Genomic DNA, 13,492 nt, shown 5'->3' with positions numbered 1-13,492 from the left:
TGACGCGAAATCTCCAGCTCCACGAGGGTGTCGCCGTCCCCGCGTCGGGCAGCCCCCAGTGACGGGAACCCGGCAGGTGCGCCCCGACGCCTCCTCGCGCACCACGCTCGACAAGGCCGCGGACGAGAACTTCCCCGTGGCCCCCTTCTTCCTGCCGCGCGCCTGGCGCGACGACCTCATGGCCGTCTACGGCTTCGCCCGCCTCGTCGACGACATCGGCGACGGCGACCTCGCCCCCGGCGGGGCCGACGCCCGCCACCTCGGCGTCGCCCCGGAGCGGGCCGAGGACCGGCTCGCGATGCTGGACGCCTTCGAGGCCGACCTCCTGCGGGTCTTCGACGACACCCCGCGCCATCCCCTGCTGCGCGCCCTCCAGCCCACCGTGCGGCGCCGCGCCCTCACCCCCGAGCCCTTCCTCGGCCTCGTCGCGGCCAACCGCCAGGACCAGCTGGTGCGCCGCTACGAGACCTACGACGACCTCGTCGCGTACTGCGAACTCTCCGCGAACCCCGTCGGCAGGCTCGTCCTCGCCCTCACCGGAACCGCCACCCCCGAGCGCGTCCGCCGCTCCGACGCCATCTGCACCGCCCTGCAGATCGTCGAGCACCTCCAGGACGTCGCCGAGGACCTCGGCAGGGACCGGATCTACCTGCCCGCCGAGGACATGAAGCGCTTCCACGTCACCGAGGACGACCTCGCCCGGCCCACCGCGAGCGCGTCGGTGCGCGCACTGATCGCCTTCGAGGCCGGACGCGCCCGCGCGCTGCTGAACGACGGCACGCCGCTGGTGGGAAGCGTCCACGGCAGGCTGCGCCTGCTCCTCGCCGGCTTCACGGCCGGCGGACACGCGGCGCTCGACGCGATCGCCGCCGCCGGGTTCGACGTACTGCCGAAGCCACCCAAGCCCACCAAACCGAGTCTGATGCGCCACGCGGGAGCGGTCCTGCTCAGAGCGCGGAGAGAGGGGTGAGCCGGACCGTGGAGGGACAGACGGAGACGTCCGCGCCGGTGCAGGCCGCGTACAGCTACTGCGAGGCCGTCACCGGACAGCAGGCCCGCAACTTCGCCTACGGGATCCGACTCCTGCCGACGGAGAAGCGGCAGGCGATGTCGGCGCTGTACGCGTTCTCGCGGCGGGTCGACGACATCGGCGACGGCACCCTCGCGCCCGAGGCGAAGCGCGACAGGCTCGAATCCACCCGCGCGCTCCTGGAGCGGATCCGTCAGGGCGCGGTCGACGAGGACGACACCGACCCCGTCGCCGTGGCCCTCGCCGACGCCTCGCGCCGCTTCCCGATCCCGCTCGGCGGCCTCGACGAGCTCATCGACGGCGTCCTGATGGACGTGCGCGGCGAGACGTACGAGACCTGGGACGACCTCAAGGTCTACTGCCGGTGCGTGGCCGGAGCCATCGGGCGGCTGTCCCTCGGAGTGTTCGGCACCCAGCCGGGCGCGCAGGGCGTCGAGCGCGCCCCCGAGTACGCCGATACGCTGGGTCTCGCCCTGCAGCTCACCAACATCCTCCGGGACGTACGCGAGGACGCCGGGAACGGGCGCACGTATCTGCCCGCTGACGACCTGGCCAAGTTCGGCTGCGGCGACGGTTTCGGAAGCGAGACCCCGCCCGCCGGCGCCGACTTCACGGGCCTCGTGCACTTCGAGGTCCGCCGCGCCCGCGCCCTGTTCGCCGAGGGCTACCGGCTCCTCCCCATGCTCGACCGGCGCAGCGGCGCCTGCGTCGCGGCGATGGCCGGGATCTACCGGCGCCTCCTCGACCGCATCGAGCGCGACCCGGAGGCGGTGCTGCGCGGCCGCGTCTCACTGCCCGGCCGGGAGAAGGCATACGTCGCCGTGCGCGGTCTCTCCGGCCTCGACACCCGGCACATCTCCCGGCGCTCCGTCAGGAGGCGCGCCTGATGGGCCCGTACGCAGCCCGGCACCGGGCAACCCCACGCCGCGCCGCGGCGTCCCTGACTGCGACGACCCGAGGGGAGAGGGCGTGACGAACCACGGAACCCCCGCGCACGCCGTCGTGATCGGCGGCGGGCTCGCCGGGATCACCGCCGCGCTGCAGCTCGCCGACGCCGGGGTGCGGGTGACGCTCCTCGAAGGGCGGCCGCGCCTCGGTGGGCTCGCGTTCTCGTTCCGGCGCGGCGAGCTCACCGTCGACAACGGACAGCACGTCTACCTGCGCTGCTGCACCGCCTACAGCTGGTTCCTCGACCGCGTCGACGGCGCCCGCCTGGCCCCCCTGCAGGACCGGCTGGACGTCCCCGTCCTCGACGTCGCCCACCCCCGCGGCCCCCGCCTCGGACGGCTGCGCCGCGCCAACCTGCCCGTACCGCTGCACCTCGCCCAGAGCCTGGCCACCTATCCGCACCTGTCACTCGCCGAGCGGGCGAGCGTCGGGCGGGCCGCGCTCGCGCTGAAGCGGCTTGACCCCGCCGACCCCGCTCTCGACGGCATCGACTTCGCCACCTGGCTCGGCCGCCACGGCCAGTCCCCGCGCGCCATCGAGGCCCTGTGGGACCTCGTCGGCGTCGCCACCCTGAACGCCACCGCGCCGCACGCCTCCATGGGCCTGGCCGCGATGGTCTTCAAGACCGGACTGCTCTCCGAACCCGGCGCCGCCGACATCGGCTGGGCGCACGTCCCCCTCGGCGAGCTCCACGACACCCGCGCCCGCAAGGTCCTCGACTCGCTCGGCGTGCGGACCGAGCTGCGGACCAAGGCCGAGCGGATCTCCCGTACCGCCGACGGCCGGTGGACCGTCGAGGTACCGGGGGAGACCATCGAGGCGGACGCCGTCGTCCTCGCCGTACCGCAGCGCGAGACCCGCGAACTGCTCCCCGACGGAGCCCTCGACGACCCCGACCGACTCCTCGACATCGGCACCGCGCCCATCCTCAACCTGCACGTCGTCTACGACCGCAAGGTGCTCAGGCAGCCCTTCTTCACCGCGCTCGGCTCCCCGGTGCAGTGGGTCTTCGACCGCACCGAGTCCTCCGGTCTCCAGGGCGGCGGGCAGTACCTTGCCGTCTCCCAGTCCGCCGCCCAGGACGAGATCGACACGCCCGTCGCCGCCCTGCGCGAGCGCTACCTCCCGGAGCTCGAGCGGCTGCTGCCCGCCGCCCGGGGCGCCGGGATCCGGGACTTCTTCGTCACCCGGGAGCGGACAGCGACGTTCGCCCCCACCCCGGGCGTCGGCCGGCTCCGCCCCGGCGCCCGTACCCACGCCCCCGGCCTGTACCTGGCCGGCGCGTGGACCGCCACCGGCTGGCCCGCGACCATGGAGGGTGCCGTACGCAGTGGTTTCAGCGCCGCGGGCGCCGCGCTCTCCGCCCGCGGCCGCCGCCATGAACATCCGCTGCAGGAGGCGGCATGAGTGTGAGTACTGGAACAAGAGGAGAGACCGTGCCGACTGTGCCCCCGGTGAACCCGGCCGTCGACACCGCCGACGTCACCGCTCTGCTGGAGCGCGGGCGGACCCTGTCCACCCCCGTCCTGCGGGCGGCCGTCGACCGGCTCGCCCCGCCCATGGACACCGTGGCCGCCTACCACTTCGGCTGGATCGACGCCCACGGCAATCCCACCGAGGGCGACAGCGGCAAGGCGGTACGGCCGGCGCTCGCCCTGCTCTCCGCCGAGGCCGCGGGCGTCGCCCCCGAGGTCGGCATCCCCGGCGCCGTCGCCGTGGAGCTGGTCCACAACTTCTCGCTGCTGCACGACGACCTGATGGACGGCGACGAGCAGCGCCGCCACCGCGACACCGTCTGGAAGGTGCACGGCCCCGCCCAGGCCATCCTCGTCGGCGACGCGCTCTTCGCCCTCGCCAACGAGCTGCTGCTCGAACTCGGCACCGTCGAGGCCGGCCGCGCCACCCGCCGGCTGACCACCGCCACCCGCAAGCTCATCGACGGGCAGGCCCAGGACATCTCCTACGAGCACCGCGAGCGGGTCACCGTCGAGGAGTGCCTGGAGATGGAGGGCAACAAGACGGGCGCGCTGCTCGCCTGCGCCGTCTCCATCGGCGCCGTCCTCGGCGGCGCGGACGACCGCACGGCCGACAAGCTGGAGGAGTACGGCTACCACCTCGGCCTCGCCTTCCAGGCCGTCGACGACCTGCTCGGCATCTGGGGCGACCCCGAGTCCACCGGCAAGCAGACCTGGAGCGACCTGCGCCAGCGCAAGAAGTCCCTGCCCGTCGTCGCCGCCCTCGCGGCCGGCGGACCGGCCTCCGAGCGGCTCGGCGAACTGCTCGCCGCCGACGCCAAGAGCACCGACTTCGACTCCTTCTCCGAGGAGGAGTTCGCCACCCGCGCGGCCCTGATCGAGGAGGCCGGCGGCCGCGAGTGGACCTCCCAGGAGGCCCGTCGCCAGCACACCATCGCCATCCGCGCCCTGCACGAGGTGGACATGCCCGAGCGCGTCCGCGACCAGCTCACCGCGCTCGCCGACTTCGTCGTCGTACGGAAGAGATGATCACCATCGCTCTGATATGAGTGCGCAGTCGCCGGCCGGTGCCACCGGGCACCGGCCGACGGCAGACCCGAAGAAGCAGAAGTAACCGACTGCACGAAGGGGAAGCCATGACAGCGACGACCGACGGAAGCGCCGGGGCCGTGGGCCCCCGGGCGACCGCGGCCAGCACCACCACCGACACCGCGCCCGCGGCGGGCGGCCTGGAAGAGGCCGCCGCGCGGGCCGCGCAACGCTCCGTCGAACACCTCCTCGGCCGCCAGGACACCGAAGGCTGGTGGAAGGGCGACCTGGAGACCAACGTCACCATGGACGCCGAAGACCTGCTGCTGCGTCAGTTCCTCGGCATCCAGGACCCGGAGACCACCCGCGCCGCCGCCCTCCACATCCGGGGCGAACAGCGCGAGGACGGCACCTGGGCCACGTTCCACGGCGGACCCGGCGAACTCTCCACCACCGTCGAGGCGTACGTGGCGCTGCGCCTCGCAGGGGACCTCCCCGAGGACCCGCACATGGCCCGCGCCGCCACCTGGATCCGTGACCGGGGCGGGATCGCCGCGGCCCGCGTCTTCACCCGGATCTGGCTCGCCCTCTTCGGCTGGTGGAAGTGGGACGACCTGCCCGAGCTGCCGCCCGAGCTGATCTTCCTGCCGAAGTGGTTCCCGCTCAACATCTACGACTTCGGCTGCTGGGCCCGGCAGACCATCGTGCCGCTCACCGTGGTCTCCGCGAAGCGGCCGGTGCGGCCCGCGCCCTTCGCGCTGGACGAGCTGCACACCGATCCCTCCCGGCCGAACCCGGTGAAGCCCCTCGCACCCGTCACCGGCTGGGACGGCGCCTTCCAGCGGCTCGACAAGGCGCTGCACCTCTACCACAAGGTCGCACCGCGCCGGCTGCGCAAGGCCGCCATGAACGTCGCCGCCCGCTGGATCGTGGAGCGCCAGGAGAACGACGGCTGCTGGGGCGGCATCCAGCCCCCCGCCGTCTACTCGGTGATCGCCCTGCACCTGCTCGGCTACGACCTCCAGCACCCGGTCATGCGGGCCGGGCTGGAGTCCCTCGACCGCTTCGCCGTCTGGCGCGAGGACGGTTCGCGCATGATCGAGGCCTGCCAGTCGCCGGTCTGGGACACCTGCCTCGCCACCATCGCCCTCGCCGACGCGGGCCTGCCCGCCGACCACCCGGCGCTCGTCAGGGCCGCCGACTGGATGCTGGGCGAGGAGATCGTCAGGCCCGGCGACTGGGCCGTACGGCGGCCCCACCTTCCGCCGGGCGGCTGGGCGTTCGAGTTCCACAACGACAACTACCCCGACATCGACGACACCGCGGAGGTCATCCTCGCGCTGCGCCGGGTCGAGCACCCCGACCCCGCCCGGGTCGAGGCGGCCATCGCCCGCGGCGGCCGCTGGACCCTCGGCATGCAGTCGAGGAACGGGGCCTGGGGAGCCTTCGACGCCGACAACACCAGCCCCTTCCCCAACCGGCTGCCGTTCTGCGACTTCGGCGAGGTCATCGACCCGCCCTCGGCCGACGTCACCGCCCACGTCGTGGAGATGCTCGCCCACGAGGGCAAGGCCCACCACCCCCGTACCCGCAGGGGAATCGAGTGGCTGCTCGCCGAACAGGAGCCGAACGGCGCCTGGTTCGGGCGCTGGGGGGTCAACTACGTGTACGGGACGGGCTCGGTGGTCCCGGCCCTGACCGCCGCCGGACTGCCCCGCACCCACCCCGCGATCCGCCGGGCCGTCGCCTGGCTGGAGTCCGTGCAGAACGAGGACGGCGGCTGGGGCGAGGACCTGCGCTCGTACAAGGAGCAGCCCTGGATCGGGCACGGCGCCTCGACCGCCTCGCAGACCGCCTGGGCGCTGCTCGCGCTGCTCGCGGCCGGCGGGCGCGACTCCAAGGCGGTGGAGCGGGGCGTCGCCTGGCTCGCCGAGACACAGCGTCCGGACGGATCCTGGGACGAGCCGTACTTCACCGGAACCGGCTTCCCCTGGGACTTCTCCATCAACTACCACCTCTACCGGCAGGTGTTCCCGCTCACGGCGCTCGGCCGCTATGTGAACGGCGAGCCGGCCGTCTCCAGGGAGGGGTGATGGGCGAAGAGCCGGGGTCCTCGGGCTCCGTGGCGCCGCTGCTGATCGCCTGCGCGCTCGGCATCGAGCAGCTCGCCCTGCGCAGCGGCGAGCGCGCCGGCGCGCCCGGACCGTTCACCGTGGTGCGTACGGGCATGGGACCGGCCCATGCCCGCCGGGCCGTCGCCCGGACGCTCGGCCAGGAGCCCTGGCGGGACGCCGTCGTCATCGCCTCGGGCTTCTGCGCCGGACTCGCCCCCGGGATGCACCCGGGGGACCTGATCGTGGCCGACGAGACCCGCGGTCCCGAGGGCGCCGACGGGATCACCCCCTGCACCGGGACCGAGCTGCTGGTGCGGGCCCTGTCGCGGGCCCTGCCCGGGCGGACGGTCCACACCGGCCCCCTGACCGGCTCCGACCATGTCGTGCGCGGACACGAGCGGGCCGAGCTGCGGGCCACGGGGGCCATCGCCGTGGACATGGAGTCCGCCGCCACGCTCCGTACCGCGCTGGAGGCCGGACCGCGCCCGGTTGCGGCCGTACGGGTGGTCGTGGACGCTCCAGAACATGAACTGGTCCGGATCGGCACGGTACGCGGTGGAATATCGGCTTTCCGTGTTCTTCGTGCCGTCCTTCCCGCATTCTTCGAATGGCACCGTTCTTTGCTGCTCCCCAGGAGGTGAGCGAGTTATGGCCATGCCGCTCCGTCAGTCCATCCGGGTCGGGACCTATCTCTTCGAACAGAAGCTTCGCAAGCGGGACAAGTTCCCGCTGATCGTGGAACTGGAGCCGCTGTTCGCCTGCAACCTCAAGTGCGAGGGCTGCGGAAAGATCCAGCACCCGGCGGGTGTGCTCAAGCAGCGCATGCCGGTCGCCCAGGCCGTCGGCGCGGTCCTGGAGTCCGGGGCGCCGATGGTCTCCATCGCGGGCGGCGAGCCCTTGATGCATCCTCAGATCGACGAGATCGTGCGCCAGTTGGTGGCGAAAAGGAAGTACGTCTTCCTCTGCACCAACGCGATGCTGCTGCGCAAGAAGCTGGAGAACTTCACCCCCTCCCGGTACTTCGCCTTCGCGGTGCACATCGACGGGCTGCGCGAGCGGCACGACGAATCCGTCGCCAAGGAAGGCGTGTTCGACGAGGCGGTGGCGGCGATCAAGGAGGCCAAGCGGCGCGGCTTCCGGGTCACCACCAACTCGACCTTCTTCAACACCGACACCCCGCAGACCATCATCGAGGTGCTCAACTACCTCAACGACGACCTCCAGGTCGACGAGATGATGATCTCGCCCGCGTACGCCTACGAGAAGGCCCCCGACCAGGAGCACTTCCTCGGCGTCGAGCAGACCCGTGAGCTCTTCAAGAAGGCCTTCGCGGGCGGCAACCGCGGCCGGTGGCGGCTCAACCACTCGCCGCTCTTCCTGGACTTCCTGGAGGGCAAGGCCGACTTCCCCTGCACGGCGTGGGCGATCCCGAACTACTCGCTCTTCGGCTGGCAGCGACCCTGCTATCTGATGAGCGACGGCTACGTCCCCACGTACCGCGAGCTGATCGAGGAGACCGACTGGGACAAGTACGGCCGCGGCAAGGACCCGCGCTGCGCCAACTGCATGGCGCACTGCGGCTACGAGCCCACGGCCGTCCTCGCCACGATGGGCTCGCTGAAGGAGTCCCTGAGGGCGGTCCGCGAGACCGTCTCCGGAAACAACAGGTGAGGTGACGTGGACGGGGGAGCCCGCGCCACCGCGCGCGGGCCCTCCCGCCGGCCGACGAAAGGGGGCCGAGCATGACGATTCTGGAGAACATCCGGGGGCCGCACGACCTCCGGCCGCTCAGCGGCGCGGAGCTCGACGAACTGGCCGAGGAGATCAGGCAGTTCCTGATCCACGCGGTCGCGAGGACCGGAGGCCATCTGGGCCCCAACCTCGGTGTGGTCGAGCTGACGATCGCCCTGCACCGGGTCTTCGACTCGCCCGCCGACCGTGTCCTCTGGGACACCGGGCACCAGGCCTACGTCCACAAACTCCTCACCGGCCGCCAGGACTTCTCCAAGCTGCGCAGCAAGGGCGGGCTGTCCGGCTACCCCTCCCGCGAGGAGTCGGAGCACGACGTCATCGAGAACTCGCACGCCTCCACCGTCCTCGGCTGGGCCGACGGGCTCGCCAAGGCCAACGAGGTGTCCGGCCGCCCCGACCACGTGGTCGCCGTCATCGGTGACGGCGCCCTCACCGGTGGCATGGCCTGGGAGGCGCTGAACAACATCGCCGCCGCCAAGGACCGCCCGCTCGTCATCGTCGTCAACGACAACGAGCGCTCCTACGCCCCGACGATCGGCGGCCTCGCCGACCACCTGGCCACCCTGCGTACCACCGACGGCTACGAGCGCTTCCTGGCCTGGGGCAAGGACGTCCTGGAGCGCACCCCCGTCGTCGGCAGGCCGCTCTACGAGTCGCTGCACGGCGCGAAGAAGGGGTTCAAGGACGCGTTCGCCCCGCAGGGCCTGTTCGAGGACCTGGGGCTGAAGTACGTCGGTCCCATCGACGGCCATGACATCGAGGCCCTGGAGTCCGCCCTGACGCGCGCCAAGGGCTTCGGCGGGCCGGTCATCGTCCACTGCCTCACCGAGAAGGGCCGCGGCTACCGGCCCGCCCTGGAGGACGAGGCGGACCGTTTCCACGCCGTCGGCGCCATGGACCCCCTCACCTGCGAGCCGCTGGCCCCGGCAGCCGGCCCGTCCTGGACCTCCGTCTTCGGCGACGCGATCGCCGAGATCGGGGCCGAGCGGCCGGACGTCGTCGCGATCACCGCCGCGATGCTGCACCCCGTCGGCCTGACGAGGTTCGCCGAGCGCTTCCCCGACCGGGTCTGGGACGTCGGCATCGCCGAGCAGCACGCCGTCGTCTCGGCCGCGGGCCTCGCGACCGGCGGACTCCACCCGGTCGTCGCCGTGTACGCGACCTTCCTCAACCGCGCCTTCGACCAGCTGCTGATGGACGTGGCCCTGCACCGGTGCGGGGTCACGTTCGTCCTGGACCGGGCCGGTGTCACGGGCACCGACGGCGCCTCGCACAACGGCATGTGGGACCTCTCGCTCCTGCAGGTCGTGCCCGGTCTGCGCATCGCGGCCCCGCGCGACGCCGCGCAGCTGCGGGCCCAACTGCGCGAGGCCGTCGACGTCGACGACGCCCCGACGCTGCTGCGCTTCCCCAAGGAGACGGTCGGGGCGCCGGTGCCGGCCGTCGGCCGGATCGGCGGCATGGACGTGCTGCTCCAGGAGCCGGACGCGCAGGTGCTGATCGTCGCCGTCGGCGTGATGGCCGAGGTCTGCCTCCAGACCGCCGACCTGCTCTCCGGCCGCGGCATCCGCTGCACCGTCGTCGACCCCCGCTGGGTCAAGCCCGTCGACGAGGCCCTCGCCCCGCTCGCCGAGCGGCACCGGCTCGTGGCCGTCGTCGAGGACAACAGCCGAACGGGCGGTGTCGGCGCGACCGTCGGGCAGGCGCTGCGCGATGCCGGCGCCGACGTACCGCTGCGCACCTTCGGCATCCCCGAGCAGTTCCTCGCACACGCCAAGCGCGGCGAGGTGCTCGCCGATCTCGGTCTCACCCCGGTGGAGATCGCCGGGCACATCAGCGCGGCACTGACCCGGAAGAAGGGGCAATGAGCAAGGAGTTCGACCTCGCGGCGCTGCTCGCCGAACGCGGCGCCGACCGCTACGAGCTGCACACCCGGTACCTCAACCACCAGCTCCCGCGCATGCTGCACACCATCGGCTTCGACAAGGTCTACGAGCGGGCCGAGGGCGCCCACTTCTGGGACTCCGACGGCGGCGACTACCTCGACATGCTGGCCGGCTTCGGCGTCATGGGGCTCGGCCGGCACCACCCCGTGGTCCGCAAGGCCCTCCACGACGTCCTGGACGCCTCACTCGCCGACCTCACCCGCTTCGACTGCCCGCCGCTGCCCGGGCTGCTCGCCGAGAAGCTGCTCGCCCACAGCCCGCACCTCGACCGGGTCTTCTTCGGCAACAGCGGTACGGAGGCGGTGGAGACCGCGCTGAAGTTCGCCCGGTACGCCACCGGGAAGCCGAGGATCCTCTACTGCTCCCACGCCTTCCACGGCCTGACCACCGGTTCTCTGTCGGTCAACGGAGAGAAGGGCTTCCGGGACGGCTTCGCCCCGCTGCTGCCCGACACCGCGATCGAGCTGGGCGACCTCGACGCCCTGGAGCGGGAGCTGAGCAAGGGCGACGTGGCCGCGTTCGTCGTCGAGCCCATCCAGGGCAAGGGGGTGCACGAGGCCCCGCCCGGCTTCCTGCGCGCCGCCCAGGAGGTGCTGCACCGGCGCGGCGCCCTGCTGATCGCCGACGAGGTGCAGACGGGGCTCGGCAGGACCGGCGACTTCTACGCGTACCAGCACGAGGACGGTGTCGAGCCGGACCTGGTCTGCGTCGCCAAGGCCCTCTCCGGCGGGTACGTGCCCGTCGGCGCCACGCTCGGCAAGGACTGGATCTTCAAGAAGGTCTACTCGTCCATGGACCGGGTCCTCGTCCACTCGGCGAGCTTCGGCTCGAACGCACAGGCCATGGCCGCCGGGCTCGCCGTGCTCTCGGTCATGGAGACCGAGGGGACGGTGGCGCACGTGCGGCGGGTGGGCGAGCTGCTCTCCTCGCGCCTGAAGGAGCTCGTCCCGCGCTACGAGCTGCTCAAGGAGATCCGCGGACGAGGGCTGATGATCGGGATCGAGTTCGGGCGCCCGTCCTCGCTGGGGCTGCGCAGCCGGTGGACGATGCTGCAGGCCGCCCGCAAGGGGCTCTTCGCGCAGATGGTCGTGGTGCCGCTGCTCCAGCGGCACCGGATCCTGACGCAGGTGTCGGGGGACCATCTGGAGGTGATCAAGCTGATCCCGCCGCTGATCATCGACGAGACGGACGTGGACCGCTTCGTGACCGCGTTCACGGCCGTGATGGACGACGCTCACGGCGGTGGCGGACTGATGTGGGACTTCGGAAAGACGCTGGTCAAGCAGGCGGTGGCGCAGCGCTGACCCCTGGCGCGGTGGGAATTTTGCCTCTGGGGCAAGAAACTTGCCCCAGAGGAAAGATCCTGGCGGAATGGAGGCATGGACCACCTCCCCGGGGAGCAGTCCCCGGATCCCGCCGCACCGGACGCTCTGCCCGACGTCGCTCCGCAGCTGCGCGGTCTGCGCCGCCGCCGCGGGCTGACGCTGGAGGCCGCCGCCCAGCGCGCCGGTCTCTCCCCGGCCCATCTCTCCCGGCTCGAGACGGGCCGCCGGCAGCCCTCGCTGCCCATGCTGCTCGCCCTCGCCCGTATCTACGGTACGACCGTCTCGGAGCTACTGGGCGAGGTTCCGCCCGAACGTGATCCGATCGTCCGGGCCGGCCGGTCGGAGCCCGTGGAGGCCGACGGCTGGATCTACCACCAGGCGGGCGGACCCGGCCGTGCCCTGCAGGCGCTGCGCGTCCACGTGCCGTACGCCACCCGGGCCGACATCGTGCGCGTCCATCCCGGCGAGGAGTGGCTCCATGTCCTCGAAGGCCAGGTGCGCCTCGCGCTCGGCGACGCCGTGCACGTACTGGATCCGGGGGACAGCGCGCACTTCGACTCGCTCACCCCGCACCGCATCGGCGCCGCCACCCGCGGCGGGGCCGAGCTGCTCTTCGTCCACACGCTGATGCAGAGCCCCGCCGCCGAGCTGTGCCTCGGCGACGGGACCCCGCATCTGCGCTGAGCCCTTCGAAAGGGGCCGACATGTCCGACAAATCCGTACCGGTCACTGGCGAGGAACGCGGGGGCGGCACGTTCCCCCGCGGGCTCGTGATCCGGCTCTTCGCCTATCTGGTGGCCGGCCACCTCTTCGCGGGCTTCCTCTATCTGCTGTTCATGCTGGGCGGGCAGAACCAGTAGCGGGACAGGGGGAGGCGAGACAGGGAGAGGCGAGACAGGGAGAGGCGGGGCAGGGAGAGGCGGGGCAGGGGGCGGGACTAGGCCTCGGTGACGAGGCGCTCGCGCAGCCGCTCCCGCGTCTCGGGGGCGAGCTTCAGGCCGTCCGAGAAGTAGCGCTCGGTCGTCCCCCAGGTCTGCTCCAGCGTCTCGAACGCCGCCCGCAGATACTCCGCGCGCGCGTCGAAGAGCGGGCCCAGCAGCTCCATCACCTCGGGCGACATGGCGTCCGCGGCGGTGGAGCTGCGGCGCACCTTGTAGCGACGGTGCGGATCGTTCGACTTCAGATAGTCGGCCTCGATCGCCTCGCGCTCGACGCCCACCGCGAGCAGCGAAATGGCGATGGAGAGGCCCGCCCGGTCCTTGCCGGCCGCGCAGTGCATCAGCGCGGGCATGCTGTCCTCGGCCATCGCGTGCAGGATGCGGCTGTGCTCCGCTGTCCGCTCGACCATCATCTTCCGGTATGAATCGGACATTCGGGCAGCCGCCTTGCCGTCGCCGAGGATCTCGCGCAGCTGCTCCAGGGCGCCCGTGCTGACGAGCTTCCAGAACTCCTTGCCGTCGGCCGGGTCGTTGAGCGGGATGTTCACGTTCCGTACGCCGGGAAGCTCGACATCAGGACCCTCCACCTTCCGGTCCGCCGCGTTGCGGAAGTCGAAGACGGTGTGCAACCCGAGGGTGGAGAGGAACGCCGCGTCCTCCTCGGTGGCGTGCGCGAGGTGACCGCTGCGGAAGAGGCGCCCGAACCGCACCGACCCGCCGTCCACGGTCGGCAGGCCGCCCACGTCCCGGAAGTTGCGCACTCCGGTGAGCTCGGGTTCGGTCGACGGGACCTGCGGCAGCTGCTGCGTCACGAGTGCTCCTGAAGGTTGACGGATCGAGATCGGTTCCCGGGGCAATCATCCCGGGTGCGCCTCTTCCCGCCCACCCCGGGTACAAGAATGGGTGTTCTGTCCGAATTGAGCTCTTCGATATAA

General features: G+C 72.0%; 11 protein-coding genes and 1 pseudogene. 11 read left to right on the top strand and 1 reads right to left on the bottom strand.

Annotation, left to right across the window (positions count from 1 at the left end; genetic code table 11):
* The first annotated feature begins 58 nt into the window (after positions 1–58).
* The 11 genes and pseudogenes from hpnC to FDM97_RS35955 all read left to right on the top strand — a co-directional run bounded on the left by hpnC (position 59) and on the right by FDM97_RS35955 (position 12,479).
* Positions 59–970 (top strand): squalene synthase HpnC, encoded by a 912-nt coding sequence (gene hpnC, locus FDM97_RS22010; protein WP_137992221.1) that lies wholly within the window; start codon positions 59–61, stop codon positions 968–970.
* Positions 967–1,917 carry a presqualene diphosphate synthase HpnD gene (hpnD, locus tag FDM97_RS22005; RefSeq protein ID WP_175439204.1) on the top strand — a complete coding sequence of 317 codons (951 nt, stop codon included), beginning with the start codon at positions 967–969 and terminating at the stop codon, positions 1,915–1,917. Before hpnC ends, hpnD begins: the two co-directional genes overlap by 4 nt.
* Positions 1,883–3,385: pseudogene (gene hpnE / locus FDM97_RS22000) on the top strand (hydroxysqualene dehydroxylase HpnE); the annotation flags it as partial. The gene hpnD and the pseudogene hpnE, both read left to right, overlap by 35 nt.
* Positions 3,382–4,482, top strand: a complete 1,101-nt coding sequence (locus tag FDM97_RS21995; protein WP_137992219.1) for a polyprenyl synthetase family protein — start codon at positions 3,382–3,384, stop codon at positions 4,480–4,482. The pseudogene hpnE and the gene FDM97_RS21995, both read left to right, overlap by 4 nt.
* A gap of 107 nt (positions 4,483–4,589) precedes the next feature.
* Positions 4,590–6,575, top strand: a complete 1,986-nt coding sequence (gene shc, locus FDM97_RS21990; RefSeq protein WP_137992218.1) for a squalene--hopene cyclase — start codon at positions 4,590–4,592, stop codon at positions 6,573–6,575.
* The gene (locus tag FDM97_RS21985) at positions 6,575–7,237 is read left to right on the top strand and encodes a phosphorylase family protein (protein WP_137992217.1); all 663 of its coding nucleotides are present in this window, start codon (positions 6,575–6,577) and stop codon (positions 7,235–7,237) included. The genes shc and FDM97_RS21985 overlap by 1 nt, the downstream gene beginning before the upstream one ends.
* Positions 7,238–7,244: 7 nt before the next feature.
* Positions 7,245–8,267, top strand: a complete 1,023-nt coding sequence (gene hpnH / locus FDM97_RS21980; RefSeq protein ID WP_137992216.1) for an adenosyl-hopene transferase HpnH — start codon at positions 7,245–7,247, stop codon at positions 8,265–8,267.
* Between the two features lie 71 nt (positions 8,268–8,338).
* A complete protein-coding gene (gene dxs, locus FDM97_RS21975) occupies positions 8,339–10,216 on the top strand; it encodes a 1-deoxy-D-xylulose-5-phosphate synthase (RefSeq protein WP_137992215.1) in 1,878 nt (625 codons plus the stop codon).
* Entirely contained in the window at positions 10,213–11,598 is a 1,386-nt protein-coding gene (locus FDM97_RS21970) for an aspartate aminotransferase family protein (RefSeq protein WP_137992214.1), read from the top strand. Before dxs ends, FDM97_RS21970 begins: the two co-directional genes overlap by 4 nt.
* Positions 11,599–11,673: 75 nt before the next feature.
* Positions 11,674–12,303, top strand: coding sequence for a helix-turn-helix domain-containing protein (locus FDM97_RS21965; RefSeq protein ID WP_137992213.1), 630 nt, complete (start codon positions 11,674–11,676; stop codon positions 12,301–12,303).
* A 20-nt stretch (positions 12,304–12,323) separates the two neighbouring features.
* Positions 12,324–12,479 (top strand): DUF6126 family protein, encoded by a 156-nt coding sequence (locus FDM97_RS35955; RefSeq protein WP_175439203.1) that lies wholly within the window; start codon positions 12,324–12,326, stop codon positions 12,477–12,479.
* Between the two features lie 77 nt (positions 12,480–12,556).
* Here FDM97_RS35955 and FDM97_RS21960 read toward each other — a convergent pair whose 3' ends face one another.
* Entirely contained in the window at positions 12,557–13,369 is an 813-nt protein-coding gene (locus FDM97_RS21960; RefSeq protein ID WP_137992212.1) for a tyrosine-protein phosphatase, read from the bottom strand.
* Positions 13,370–13,492: the final 123 nt, after the last annotated feature.

Origin of the sequence: Streptomyces vilmorinianum (assembly GCF_005517195.1) — a bacterium.
GTDB lineage: Bacteria > Actinomycetota > Actinomycetes > Streptomycetales > Streptomycetaceae > Streptomyces > Streptomyces vilmorinianum.
The sequence above is the reverse complement of the archived record's forward strand: the minus strand, read 5'-3'. Positions and strand labels throughout refer to the sequence as shown.

Bases quoted from the DNA above. Each gene is read 5' to 3' on its own strand.
- FDM97_RS21970 (WP_137992214.1), top strand. From the start codon at position 10,213: ATGAGCAAGGAGTTCGACCTCGCGGCGCTGCTCGCCGAACGCGGCGCC.
- shc (WP_137992218.1), top strand. From the start codon at position 4,590: ATGACAGCGACGACCGACGGAAGCGCCGGGGCCGTGGGCCCCCGGGCG.
- dxs (WP_137992215.1), top strand. From the start codon at position 8,339: ATGACGATTCTGGAGAACATCCGGGGGCCGCACGACCTCCGGCCGCTC.
- FDM97_RS21965 (WP_137992213.1), top strand. From the start codon at position 11,674: ATGGACCACCTCCCCGGGGAGCAGTCCCCGGATCCCGCCGCACCGGAC.
- FDM97_RS35955 (WP_175439203.1), top strand. From the start codon at position 12,324: ATGTCCGACAAATCCGTACCGGTCACTGGCGAGGAACGCGGGGGCGGC.
- FDM97_RS21985 (WP_137992217.1), top strand. From the start codon at position 6,575: ATGGGCGAAGAGCCGGGGTCCTCGGGCTCCGTGGCGCCGCTGCTGATC.
- FDM97_RS21995 (WP_137992219.1), top strand. From the start codon at position 3,382: ATGAGTGTGAGTACTGGAACAAGAGGAGAGACCGTGCCGACTGTGCCC.
- hpnH (WP_137992216.1), top strand. From the start codon at position 7,245: ATGGCCATGCCGCTCCGTCAGTCCATCCGGGTCGGGACCTATCTCTTC.